This is a genomic window from Cohnella yongneupensis (genome assembly GCF_042655785.1).
Taxonomy (GTDB): Bacteria; Bacillota; Bacilli; order Paenibacillales; family Paenibacillaceae; genus Cohnella; species Cohnella yongneupensis.
In genome coordinates, this window is the sequence record NZ_JBHSNC010000027.1 from 126163 (window position 1) to 139580 (window position 13418).

General features: G+C 54.0%; 9 protein-coding genes. All 9 read left to right on the forward strand.

All coding sequences use genetic code 11. From position 1 onward, the window contains the following. The first annotated feature begins 141 nt into the window (after positions 1 to 141). The 9 genes from ACFPQ4_RS09545 (at position 142) to ACFPQ4_RS09585 (ending at position 13380) form a co-directional block, all read left to right on the forward strand. Positions 142 to 1743 (forward strand): response regulator, encoded by a 1602-nt coding sequence (locus tag ACFPQ4_RS09545; protein WP_378111589.1) that lies wholly within the window; start codon positions 142 to 144, stop codon positions 1741 to 1743. After that, the gene (locus tag ACFPQ4_RS09550) at positions 1740 to 3566 is read left to right on the forward strand and encodes a cache domain-containing sensor histidine kinase (protein ID WP_378111590.1); all 1827 of its coding nucleotides are present in this window, start codon (positions 1740 to 1742) and stop codon (positions 3564 to 3566) included. Before ACFPQ4_RS09545 ends, ACFPQ4_RS09550 begins: the two co-directional genes overlap by 4 nt. Continuing rightward, positions 3553 to 5115 (forward strand): ABC transporter substrate-binding protein, encoded by a 1563-nt coding sequence (locus ACFPQ4_RS09555; RefSeq protein ID WP_378111591.1) that lies wholly within the window; start codon positions 3553 to 3555, stop codon positions 5113 to 5115. The genes ACFPQ4_RS09550 and ACFPQ4_RS09555 overlap by 14 nt, the downstream gene beginning before the upstream one ends. Positions 5116 to 5302: 187 nt before the next feature. Continuing rightward, entirely contained in the window at positions 5303 to 6205 is a 903-nt protein-coding gene (locus ACFPQ4_RS09560) for an ABC transporter permease (protein WP_378111592.1), read from the forward strand. Between the two features lie 35 nt (positions 6206 to 6240). Next, positions 6241 to 7137 (forward strand): carbohydrate ABC transporter permease, encoded by an 897-nt coding sequence (locus ACFPQ4_RS09565; RefSeq protein ID WP_378111593.1) that lies wholly within the window; start codon positions 6241 to 6243, stop codon positions 7135 to 7137. Positions 7138 to 7203: 66 nt separating this feature from the next. Further along, entirely contained in the window at positions 7204 to 8844 is a 1641-nt protein-coding gene (locus tag ACFPQ4_RS09570) for a DUF3502 domain-containing protein (RefSeq protein WP_378111594.1), read from the forward strand. Positions 8845 to 8927: 83 nt separating this feature from the next. Further along, positions 8928 to 10310, forward strand: coding sequence for an MATE family efflux transporter (locus ACFPQ4_RS09575; RefSeq protein ID WP_378111595.1), 1383 nt, complete (start codon positions 8928 to 8930; stop codon positions 10308 to 10310). Continuing rightward, positions 10307 to 12664 carry a beta-galactosidase gene (locus ACFPQ4_RS09580; protein WP_378111596.1) on the forward strand — a complete coding sequence of 786 codons (2358 nt, stop codon included), beginning with the start codon at positions 10307 to 10309 and terminating at the stop codon, positions 12662 to 12664. The genes ACFPQ4_RS09575 and ACFPQ4_RS09580 overlap by 4 nt, the downstream gene beginning before the upstream one ends. A 17-nt stretch (positions 12665 to 12681) precedes the next feature. Further along, positions 12682 to 13380 carry an aldose epimerase family protein gene (locus ACFPQ4_RS09585; protein ID WP_378111597.1) on the forward strand — a complete coding sequence of 233 codons (699 nt, stop codon included), beginning with the start codon at positions 12682 to 12684 and terminating at the stop codon, positions 13378 to 13380. The last annotated feature ends 38 nt before the right edge of the window (positions 13381 to 13418 follow it).

Below are 13418 nucleotides of genomic sequence, written 5' to 3' on the forward strand. Positions count from 1 at the left end.
CCTGAACATATTCTAAACATGCCACGGTCGAATATTGACCATAGAAAATCGAAGATTATATTAGGTTTACGAAGTAGGCACGCCGAATCCGCCGCTATATAATGGAGAGATATATTCGCATTCTCCGAGGAGGAAGCGCTCTTGAAGCTTTTAATAGTAGACGATGAAACACGGACGAGAGAGTTGCTTCGCAATTATATCCCGTGGGGCGACATTGGCATCGACGACGTGGACACCGCCCGTAACGGGCAAGTCGCGTTGGAGCTTGCTCTCGAATGGAAGCCGGACATTATCCTATGCGACGTTCGGATGCCTAAGCTTAACGGGATCGATTTCGCGCGCCAATATCGGGAGACCGACCCGCAATGCCAGATTTTATTCCTTAGCGGGTTTTCGGACAAAGACTATTTGAAATCGGCGATACATTTGAAAGCGTTCACATACCTCGAGAAGCCCGTCAATCTTAACGAAGTTCGCGCAGCGGTCGAAGCCGCCGTCATCCTGCGCCAAGTTGACATCAAGAAAAGGGAAGAGGAGCAGCAGTACCAGGCGGGGGTCGACCGAAGCTTGCCGATTCTGAGGCAAGAGATGGTCCGCAAGCTCGTCTGCAATCCGTCGTCGGCGCACGTCGAGCCGGCGCTTCGCAGCCAAGAGACGTTCTTGATTTCGCGAGAAGGACCGTACACGGTAACCGCCGCGAACTTATATTGGGATCCGTCGGATTTGCCGGAAGATCCGGCTTCGACCCAAGAAGGCATTCTCGACCGCATCAACCGACACCCTAGAATCGCCGAGCTGAGAATATTGGCGGGCTTCGATTCGCACAATCAGCTCGTTCTCGTCCTATCTGGGGAGTACAGAAGCTCTTACCGGGAGGGCAGGGAGACGATCGAAGAGGTTGACGCCATCATTCGCGAGCTCGCGGGCGCGGCGATCGATCTGCGGCTTGGCATAGGGGAGCCCGTGAAGTCGATCGTGGACATTCCGGCTTCCTACAAGCTGGCTTCTCTCGCTAGCGCGCTGCAATATTACGCCAACGGGGGCAGACCCGTATTCGCGGACGCGCTTGGGCGGCACGAGCCTATCTTGATGGATTGGGAGGAAGTCCGTAAGCTGCGAGAGCAGCTGCGCGCGGGCCATCTCGACGAAGCGAAGGGGATTATCCGGAAGTGGACGGCCTATGCCCGGACGCGGCTTGATCTGAATATATTGCGGCTGAAAGACACGTACTTTCAATTTCTGCTGGCGATCATGGAGACGGCCGTTCACATCGGCATGGCCGACCAGGCGGAAGATACGGAACGCAGGTACATGTGGAAGGAGATCGACCGGATTCCGAGCTTGGACGCGCTGGAGCAATACGTATTCGCCATGCTCGACGCGTGCGCGGAGCAGACCGAGAATAGCGACGGCGCGGGCTCGGGCAAAATGCGCGAGATCGTAAGGTACATCCACTCCCATTTTCACGAGAAAGGGTTTACGATCCGTTCGATCGCCGATCACGTGCAGCTAAGCGAGACGTACTTATGCGCGTATTTCAAAAAACAACGGGGACAGACGATCAAGGAATTCATTACGGACACGAGAATGAATAGGGCCAAGGAACTGCTGCGGGACATGAACGTTAAGCTATTCGAAGTGGCCGTCCGGCTGGGGTTCGCCGACGCCAACTATTTCACGACGTTCTTTAAACGGAACGCGGGCTTAACGCCTAGCGAGTATCGGGAGCGTACGGTCAGATGAGGCACAGGTGGCGGCGATTTTCCAATCTAAGCATTCGCTATAAGCTGTTCGCGTCCTATGTGTTCGTCATCCTTATTCCGTTCCTGCTGCTGCTGTTCATACATATTACGGTGACGCAACGCGAGAACAAGGACGCGGCCGTCTATTCGTCGCACAAGATGCTCGACGAGACGAAGGCGTATTTGGAATACAAATCGCAGGCGATTACGGAAGTGCTCAATTTCATCGCCTTTAACGATCTCGTGCAGACGAGCGTAATCGCCGATTCGAAGCAATTCGAGGATATCGACGTTTGGCACATGAACGCGCTGCAGCTGTCGAAGCTGGTCAATCAATTCCGTTATAACGACGATATCGGAGCGATTCAGATCTTCATGAAGCAGGGGCTGGCGGGAGCGACCGAAAACGCGGATTTCTTGAGCATGGGCGCGGTCGAGTCCACGGAGTGGTATCGCCATTTTGCCGCGTCGAACGCGGCTTTCGCCTGGTTGCCCTCCACGGATTTGGATGCCGATTCGGCAAGCCGGGAGTTGACCGTGCTCCGCAAAATACCGAACGAGCACAATATTCTGCAATTCGACGGCATCGTCCGCGCGCGCGTTAAACCGTCCGCGATGCAATCCGTGCTTAACCACGCCATTCTGACGCCGAACGCGGCGGCGTTCCTGTTCAACGACGGCGGGGAGCTGCTTAGCCAGTCCGATCAATTTCCTTATCCGATCACGTTAGTGAAGGATATCCGGGATCTTTACTTCAAAATCGATGCGGGAGACAACTATTACAACGATAACTTCTCGATCGACGGAAGCCGGCATCTGCTAGGCGTGCAGGCGATCCCTCATACGGATATGAAAATCGCGCTCGTCGTTCCATACGCCGACATTTTGCAATCGAGCACGAAAGCGCGCAACCGGATCATCTCGATTTTCCTGCTCGTCGTGCCGTTCATGTTGCCGTTATCGTTCTTCGTGGCGGCATCCGCGACGAAGCGAATTCGCCGCTTGATCATGCACGTGCGCAAAGTGAAACACGGCCACTTTCAAATCGCGCCGCTTCCTGCGAACGAAGACGAGATTGGCGAGCTGACTCACAACTTCAACGTCATGGTGCAAAACATGTCCGGCTTAATCGACGAGACGTACACGCTCGGCCGGGAGGTTAAGAACAAGGAACTCAAGGCGTTGCAGGCGCAAATCAATCCCCATTTCTTATACAATACGCTCGATCTCATTAACGTCATGGCGATCGAGTCGAATTCTCTGGACATTAAGCGCGTCGTGGACGAGCTTGCGGTATTTTATAAGCTCAGCTTGTCCAACGGCAAAGAATACGTGTCGCTGGAAAGCGAGCTTAAGCATATCGAGGCTTACGTGCGCATTCAGAACATGAGATTCGGAGACAGCATCCGGCTAGAGACGGAAGTACCGCGGGAGCTGTACGATTGCGAGCTGCCGAAGATCATTTTGCAGCCGCTGGTCGAGAACGCCATCCTGCATGGTATTATGGAGACGGACAGCGAGGAAGGGATGGTTCGCCTATCCGCATGGACGGATAAAGGCGATCTCTTGGTCGAGGTCAAAGACGACGGAGTAGGGATAGATGCCGAACGGTTGGCTACGATGTTCGTCGGAAACAGAGGGATAAACGATGCCGGAGGATACGGCGTCCGCAATATCGAAGAACGGCTGCAGCTTTCCTACGGACCGACGTACGGGCTGAAGTTCGAGAGCATCCCCGGCGAAGGCACTCGCGTCATCATGCGTCTGCCCGAACGCAGAATAGGTACACGGAACGAGGATGGTGCTCCTAATGCGAAAGCTTAACAGAACAAACGCGTGGGTATGGGTAATCGCGCTAATCGTCCTCTTCGGGCTAACGTCGTGCACCGGAAGCGGGAACGATGCCGAAACATCGCAGCCGGATCACGATAAAGCAGTGAAGCTGGTCGGGTATTTGATCGGCGAAGCTCCGCCGGGTATGCCCGCCGTGCTCGATGCGATCAACGCGAAGCTGAAGAAGGACATTAACGCGACGCTCGAGCTTAACTATATCGGCTGGAACGACGTAGCGACGAAATATCCGCTCGTACTCGCCAGCGGGGAAGACGTAGATTTCATTTTCGCGGCGGATTGGAACTTCTATGCGTCGGAAGCGACGAAGGGTGCCTTTTACCCGCTAGATGAGGACATGCTCCGGACGTATATGCCAAGACATATGAACGCTATGCCGCTAGAGGCGCTCCAATCTACTTATATCGACGGGAAGCCTTATATGATTCCGACTTCCAGCCCCGATCGCAAAGTAAACGTGGCCTTGTTCCGCAAAGATATTATGGAGCAGGCGGGGATGACGGAAATCAATCGGCTTTCTGACATCGAGCCTTATTTATCGGTCATCAAAAACAACTATCCGGATATGATTCCGCTTAACCTCGATTCGCAATACGACTTGCCGACGCCTTACTTCTACTTGTTGTCCGAGAAGATAGCTTGGGATAACGCGCCGATCGATTCCGGAGACCCTATGGCTCAAGGTATTATGGTCGATATGGAAGATCCGTCGGGGACGATGCTCAGCATGGTGGACGAACCGGTGCTAGGCATGCAGAAGTACGCGGCCGGCATCATGAAGGACTGGTACGACAAAGGTTATATTAACCCGAACCCGTTCGCGAACAACGTAAGATCCAAGGATAACCTGTGCAACGGCAAATCCGGCGTCGCGTTCGGCAACTCCATCGATATGATGCCGGTGTTCGCCTCGTGCCATGAGAAGGGGATAGACATCTATCCGTTTCCGATGCTGTACCCTTCCGGGAAAACGTCGCAATCGAGCTGGATGAACAACGGCGTCGCGATTTCCGCGCATACGAAAAACCTCGAACGCACGCTCGAAGCGCTCGATCTGCTCATGGAAGAGCCATCGTACGTTTATTTGACCTATTTTGGCGTCGAAGGAACTAACTACGTCATTACGCCGGACGACACGATCGCTCTCCCGGAGGGCGTGACTTCGGAGAAAAATACGTACCCGCCCGACGCAGCCGGCTTCTGGTTCGTGAACAAAAATTTGTTCAAGCCGCTAGCGACCTGGACGGATTCCTACGTCGCGCTTCAGAGCCGCATGAACGATTATTTGGAACCGACGACGTTCAAGGGCTTCCTGTTTAATTCCGACAATGTACAGTCGGAAGTGGCGAAGCTGAAGGAAGTATCGACGAATTACGCGCAGTCGATCTACATCGGCGCCGTCGATAACGTCGACGTTGCGTTCGATACGCTAACCGCGAAGCTGAAGCAAGCCGGGATCGACAAAGTAAAAGCGGAAGTTCAGCAACAAGCGGACGCTTATCGAGCTAGAACGGCGAAATAGTACGCAGTTTAAGGCTTAAGCCTGTCAGGAGCATCCGCTCTTGGTAGGCTTTTTTGCGCTGTACGGCGAGTGGCGCCTAACGTAGGTTTTCGAAGGTATTCGTAAGTTTATCCCGTATTTGGCGCCCGGATAATTCTTTACCATAGTAAGTGAGACACAACGAAGAAACACGTATGGAGGTTGTCGCATGAAGGATATTCGTTCGAACTGGCTGCTCTATCTTATGTTTGCTCCGATCGCCGTTTATTTCATCCTATTCGCTTACGTCCCGATGGCGGGCATCGTCATGGCGTTCGAGTCGTACACGCTTAAGGGTGGAATCTTCCTTAGCGAGTGGGTAAATTTCGATAACTTCCACTACTTCTTCGCTTCCGGGAAGGCGATGCTCGTAACTCGGAACACGATCGTCTACAACGTTATTTTTCTCGGCTGCTATACGTTCTTCTCCATCGTGGCCGCCGTCTTCATTTCCGAAATTCGCAAGAAATGGTTCAAGAAGCTGTCTCAGACGCTCATGTTCCTGCCTTACTTTATCTCGTGGGTAACGGTGTCCGCGTTCGTCTATAACTTCCTTAACTACGAATACGGAATCGTTAACAAGTTTCTCGGGTACTTCCACGTCGAAGCGATCGACATCTACTCCAACGCCAGCTATTGGTACCTCATTCTTCCGTTCCTCTACGTGTGGAAATGGGTCGGCTACGGCAGCGTGCTCTACTTGGCCGCGATCGTCGGCATCGACCAAGAGATTTACGAGGCGGCGACGATAGACGGAGCAAGCCGATTCCAGAGAATCATGCGAATTACGCTTCCGTTGCTTAAGCCGACGATGATTATTTTGATCTTGCTCGGCATCGGCCGGATTATGCGCGGAGAGTTCGATATGTTCTACCAGCTGATCGGCAACAACGGCATGCTGATGAACGCGACGGACATTATCGACACGCTGGCCTTCCGTTCCCTGGTCGGAATGGCGGACTTCGGAATGGCTTCCGCGGTCGGGTTTTATCAATCGGTTCTGACGCTGTTCATCATCCTGTTCGCCAACTGGCTCGTTCGCAGATACGACAGAGAGCAGGCGCTCTTCTAAATATTCTAAACTCTAACCTAAAAGCAGGTGATCCTATGAGCGGCAACGCCGTCCCTAACAAGCTTAATTCCGCGCCGGTCTTCACGTTCATCTCTTATGCGGTCGTATGTATTATCGCAATCGTATGTTTGCTCCCGTTCGTCGTGCTGATCTCCGGGTCGTTCTCCTCCGAAAGCTCTGTCTTGGCGGACGGCTATTGGTTCTGGCCGCGAGCCTTCTCGCTGGAAGCTTTCCGTTATATTTTTCGGTATCCCGGGGATTTGCTGTCCGGCTATCGGGTATCGATTCTAATTACGGTCATCGGCACGACGGTATCGTTGTTCATCTCCACGATGGCCGCTTACGTTCTCGGTCGCAAGGAGCTGAAATACCGCAACGTGCTGGCGTTCTTCTTATTCTTCACGACGCTGTTCAACGGCGGATTGGCTCCTTATTATATCTGGCTCAGCCGCAATCTGCACTTGACCAACACTTATTCCGTTCTAATCCTTGGCCCCATGTTCAACGTCTTGTACGTGCTGATCCTGCGCAGTTTTATTCGCAGCTCGGTTCCCGAGCCGCTGATCGAATCGGCCAAAATCGACGGAGCGGGCGACATGCGCATCTTCCTGCAGATGGTATTGCCGCTCACGAAGCCAGCGCTCGCGTCGATCGGAGTGTTCACCGCGCTCGCTTATTGGAACGATTGGTGGACGGCGATGATGTTCACGACCAAGGATCAATACATTCCGCTGCAATACATGCTGTACAAGATGCTGTCGTCGATTAATCTATCTTCCGCCATGGCCCAGTTCGTGACGAATCAGAACGCGCCGAAGGAGACGTTCAAGCTGGCGATGACGCTAATCGCCACGGGCCCTATGGTTCTCGTCTTTCCGTTCGTGCAGAAGTATTTCGTCAGCGGCATGACGATCGGCGCCGTCAAAGGTTGATATAGGTTCCGTACCGGTCGGGATTTATATAAATAAACATTGTCCATTCCAAAGGGAGGCCCAACTATGAAAGGTTTTAAGAGAAACGCGTTTACCGTTCTAGCTATGTTCTTGATACTTGCCCTTGTGCTCTCCGCTTGCAAAGACAACAGCAACAACAACGATACGGCAAGCAGCAGCGCGCCCGCGAGCAGCAAAGCGCCGGCTTCTTCCGAAGCCCCGGCGTCTTCGGCAGCCGCTTCGGATGCTCCCGCGATCGACAACTCCAAAGAAGTTAAGCTGGTAGGTTACTTGCTCGGCGAAGCCCCGAAAGGCATGCCGGAAGTGATGATGGCTTTGAACGAAAAGCTTAAGAAAGATATTAACGCCACGCTTGAAATCAACTATATCGGCTGGGGCGACGTCGCCTCCAAATATCCGCTCATTCTGGCTTCCGGCGAAGACGTAGACTTCGTGTTCGCGGCGGACTGGAACTTCTACGTTCCCGAAGCGAACAAAGGCTCCTTCAAAGAGCTGACGCCGGAGCTGCTCAAGCAATACATGCCTAAATATTCCGCGAAGCAAGATCCGGCTGCTTACAATGCGGCTAAAGTCAACGGAAAGCAATTCATGATTCCGACGACGACTCCGGACCGCAAAGTAGGCGTAGTCGTTCTTCGCAAAGACGTCATGGATAAAGCAGGCTTGACGAATCCGACGAAAATGTCCGACCTGGAGCCTTACTTCGCCGAAGTCAAAAAAGATTATCCGGATATGATTCCGCTTAACCTGGACTCCCAATACGACCTGCCTGCGCCGTTCGGCGCGCTCGTGCAAGAGAAGTTCGCTTACGAAGGAGCTCCGCGCGATTCCGGCGACCCGTCCGGCGTCGGCAACTACACCGATCAAGAAGATCCGTCGGGTAAAATCCTGAGCATCACCGACGAACCGGTTCAAAGCGCGTACAAGTATGCGGCGGGCCTCATGAAAAAATGGTATAACGCCGGCTACGTTAACAAAAACCCGTACTCCAACAAAGTACGCTCCAAAGACAACTTCTGCGATGGCAAATCCGGAGTCGCGTTCGGAAACTCCATCGATATCCAATCCACGCTCTCCTCTTGCCAAGACAAGGGAGTCGACACGTACATTATGCCGGTACTGTCTCCTACGGGCCACGCGCCTTCGAATAGCTGGCTGAACGACGGAATCGCCATCGCCGCGAATTCCAAAAATCCGGAGCGCGCGCTTCAAGCGCTCGATCTCATCATGGAAGATCAAGCTTACGTCTACAACGCCTACTACGGTATCGAAGGCAAAAACTACGTCGTTACGGCTGACGACAAGCTTGCGCTTCCGGAAGGCGTCACTTCGGCCGACAACACGTATCCGCCGGATGCCGCGGGCTTCTGGTTCGTCGACAAAGACTACTTCAAGCCTAGCGCGAACTGGACGGACGGCTACATTGCGTTGAATAGCAAAGTCAAAGATTATTTGATGCCTGCAACGTATCTGGGCTTCTCGTTCAACTCGGATAACGTGAAATCGGAAATCGCGAGCCTCAAAAACGTGTCGACACAATACTTCCTGCCTTTCGCGATCGGCGCGGTCAAAGACGTGGACAAAGCGTTTGATTCGCTCGCTTCCAACATGAAGGCCGCGGGAGTCGATAAAGTCAAAACCGAGCTCGAGACGCAAGCAGCGGCGTTTTTGGCCAGCAAAGGTTAAAAGGATAATAAATCGAAAAGTGTTGGTCCTGTAATCAACAGGGCCAACACTTTTCGATTATGGAAAAGAGGATCTTGGGCGCTATGGGAACGGTACAACCGCAGCAAGAGCGTCGCAATACTTTGAGTTTATGGATGTTGTCTTGGCCTATCGGCATCGAGCTGCTTCTGCAGTTCCTAATGGGAGCGGTAGATACGGGTATGGTCAGCCGGTTAGGGGACGACTCGGTATCTGCCGTCGGCTTATCGAACCAAGTCATTCTGTCGGGGATGACCCTCTTCTCCATGATCAATGCAGGAATAGGAGTCGTTATCGCGAGAAAATGGGGAGGCGAACGCAAGGACGAAGCAAGGCGGACTTCCGTGCTCGCCGTTCAAGCGAATGCGGTCATGGGCCTGATCGCCAGCATCGTCTTTCTATTCGGAGCATCGTCTATTCTTCGATTAATGGGTACGCCCGACTCGGTGCGCCCGCTCGCGGAAAGTTATTTGTCGATCGTCGGCGCCAATACGGTCATCGTGTTGCTGCACACCGTGATCAATACGATCGTCCGCAATACCGGCAACACAAGGAGCCCGATGTACGTGACGCTTGGCATGAACGGGCTGCATCTAGCGCTTAATTATATGCTTATATTCGGCGTCGGAATGTTCCTCGAGATGGGCATTCAAGGAACCGCTATATCGACGACGATCAGCCGGATCGCGGCGCTGGCCGTGTCGGTTCTGCTGCTCTGGCACACGTTCCGGCCGCATTGGGTCGCCAAAGAGTGGCTTAGACTGGATCGTCCGCTTCTGCGCGAAGTAATGCAGATCGGCGTGCCGGTTTCTTTCACCGCGATCTCCTGGGGTTATTCCCAAGTCATTCTGATCTCGGTTATCTCGTCTATGGGAGCAGCGTCGCTTGCCGCCTATTCCTATATTCAGACGATTCAGCAGTTCATCTGGGTCATCGCGGCGGCACTCGGCACGGGCTTGCAAATCCGAATCGGGCAACTATACGGCGCGGCTAAGCATGGAGAAGTGAACAAGAGCTTGAGCAGGGCGACTGGCGTCGGTGTGGGGCTATGCTTGTTGGTGTCCGCCATCCTATTCGGGATGGGAGAACCGATCTTGTCGTTGTTCACCGCGGACGCGGGAATCAAACGCATTTGCTTGCCGATCTTGGCGCTATTCATCGGTTACCAACCGTTAAGAGTGATCGGGTACTGCGTTTCCGGATCGCTTAACGTAGTCGGAGAGGCGAGATTCGTCGCGGCGTTGTCCGTATTCGGCATGTGGGCATTAACCGCCGGCGGCGCGTATGTTCTCGGCGTGACTGCCGGTTGGGGGCTTATGGGCGCGTTCGTAGCGCTCGTCTGCGACGAAGTCGTTAGGAGCGCGGCTTTCTTGATTCGTTGGCGTCGGCGAAGTCGGGCGCTCCCGGCGAGTTACGGCAATCAGATTAGAGAGGGGTTATTTAGATGATCAACTACCGTATTGCGGTTAAGGACGATAAGAAGTCTATTTTCTCCGGTCACATTAAGCTGGGCGGCTCGAGCCCATCCGGCGAAAGCATCGGATTTACGAACTATTACATGGAAAAAGACGGCGAGCCGTTCATCGGCATCTGCGGCGAATTCCATTATTCCCGCTACGACGAACGTTGTTGGGAAGACGAGATTATTAAGATCAAGATGGGTGGCGTCAACATCGTCGCTACGTATATTTTCTGGAACTTGCACGAGGAAGTCGAAGGCGTATTCGAGTGGGGCGGCAACAAAGATTTGCGCAGGTTTATCGAGCTATGCGGCAAGCACGGCGTGTACGCCATCATTCGCATCGGACCGTTCGACCATGGGGAAATTCGCAACGGCGGGCTTCCCGACTGGCTATTCGGACGTCCGTTCGAGGTGCGATCCAACGACGAAGGGTACTTGGCCTACGCGAGACGGCTATATAACGAGATCGGCAAGCAGGTACAAGGCTTGTTGTATAAAGAAGGCGGACCGGTCATCGGCACCCAGATCGAGAACGAGCACAACCATTCGTCCGCGCAATGGGGCATGACGGTGGGCATTAACAACATGTGGCTGAACGGCGGCTCTGACGGCAACGCCCACATGATGAAGCTCAAGGAGATGGCGCTGGAAGCGGGAATCGACACGCCGATCTATACGTGCACGGGTTGGGGCGGCGCGACGACGCCTGTGCCGGACATGCTGCCGCTATGGGGCGGGTACGCGTATTGGCCGTGGATCTATTACGAGGAAGATCGGTTCGCGGGCGTGAAGGAGCATCCGGCTACGCCGGAATATATTTTCCGCGACAAACACAATAACGACATTCCGAAGAGCTACAACTTCGAGCCGTTTTACGCGCCCGAGGACTACCCGTACGCTTGTTGCGAAATGGGCGGCGGGATGGTCCAATTTTACAAATACCGGTTCAAGGTTCCGTACAAGAGCGTACCGGCGATGACGGTTATGAAAGTCGCGGAAGGCTGCAATTTGCCGGGGTACTACATGTACCATGGCGGCACGAATCCGAAGGGAACGGTCAACCCGTATACGAACGATTTGGCGACGCCGAAGCTATCGTACGACTTCAGTGCGCCGATCGGAGAGTTCGGGCAAGTGCGGGAATCGTACAAGCGGACGAAGCTGCAGCATTACTTCTTGACGACGTTCCAGAAGACGTTCGCTTTGACGAAGACGATCTTGCCGGGCGATACGTCGAGGATGGATCCTTACGACGTGGATACGCTTCGGTATGCGATCCGATCGCACGAGGGCTCGGGATATTTGTTCTTGAACAACTTCCAAGACCATGTCGACAACCGCGAGCTGAGCGGGTTTAACGTTAGCATCGATCTGCCCGACGAGACGATTACGCTACCGAACGAAGGTGATCTAACGCTAGCTAGCGAAAGCTTCGCTATGTTGCCTTACAACTTCGATCTGGGCGGCATCAAGTTGAAGTACGCAACGACCCAGCTTGTAACGAAAATAGAAGTCGGCGAGGAGACGTACTACTTCTTCGTAACGCCGCGCGGCATGAGGCCCGAGTACGCGATTGAGTCTGCTGGCCTGACCCGCGTCGAAGTCGATCATGGCATCGTCGACCGGCAGGAGGCAGTCACTTATATCCGCGTGGAAGAGCTCAAGGAAAGCCTCATTCGTCTGCAATTAGATGACGGCAAAGGCATTATGATCTACACGATGACGGACGAGAGCAGCTTGGACTTCTGGAAAGTCCATCTGCTCGGCAGAGAGCGAATCGTCTTTACGGGCGCCAATCTGCTCATGTCGGGAAATGAAATCAAGCTCGAATCTACGGATGAGGAAAACGTCTCGCTGCGCGTGTTCCCCGATTTCGATTCGCCGCTCGGGGAGATTAGCGGTGCCTCGTTAGTCGGGCAATCGACGGACGGACTATTCGCTTCGTACGAGCTACGGGCTCCAAGGCGGGACATTTCGTTCACGCTCGAGAAGGTCAAGAACGAACGTGCGGTGCTTGCGTTTGCCTCGGGGTCGCTCGACGGCGTGAAGGAAGCGCTGCTGCGAATCGACTATTCGGGCGATATCGGCTATGCCTTCATCGACGGAGAGCTGATCAGCGATAACTTCTGCAACGGCACGACGTGGGAGATCGGACTGAAGCGGTTCGAGGAGCGATTGCTGGATAAGGGAATGTACGTGTACGTATCTCCGATTCGTAAGGGCACGGTCGTCAACAGCAATACGACAATGGCGGGCTGGAACGAGTCGGCCAAGGAATTGATCGCCGATATCGGTTCCGTCAGCGCGGTGCCGGTGTACGAGATCGTGATTAGGGCTTAAGTGGAGGGCTGGCAGCGGTGGGACAGGTCTCATGGAGCGAATATACGGAGCAAGGTTACGCAGGCGTGCTCGGAGAGAACGAGCTGTTGACCGTTCGCGTCGTCCCGGCCAGAGGCGGGAGGATCGTCTCACTGGTAGATAAGCGCTTAAGCAAGCTCATAACGCTCGCAGGTGAAGCGTTGCGGATCGAGTATCGGTTGAATAATCCGACATCGCACGTATTTTCCTACTTATGGGCGGCGCATCCGCTATTGCGAATCAGTCCCGGCATGAAGCTGCTCACGGAGCCGGAGCAGGGGCGAATCCAGATCGCCCATTCCCATCATGGAAGGTTAGGTAAGCAGTTGGATTACGCACGGTTTCCGATCGCTTCTTCAAGCGATGGCGGGGACGTAAACTTGTCCGTCGTCGAGAGCGCTGCAGGCGACGCGGCGGAGAAATATTACTTCGCGGATCCGCTCCGCGAAGGGTGCGCCGGCTTGGCGGATCCGGCGACGGGCGAGCGGATCGTGTTTCGCTTCGTTCCCGAGGAAACCCCTTATTTGGCGATCTGGGCTCACTATGGCGGTTTCGGCGATTATACGTTCGCGATCGAGCCTGCTTCCGGTTATATGGATAGCGTGCATACCGCGCATCGCTTGGGGAAGGTCAAGCAGGTTCAAGCTAACTCGACGAATCGGTGGACGCTGAGCGTGGCGTTGGAGAGAGAGTCGTAAGGGAAATAATAGAAGGAGCATGTCGGCTAATTTCAGCG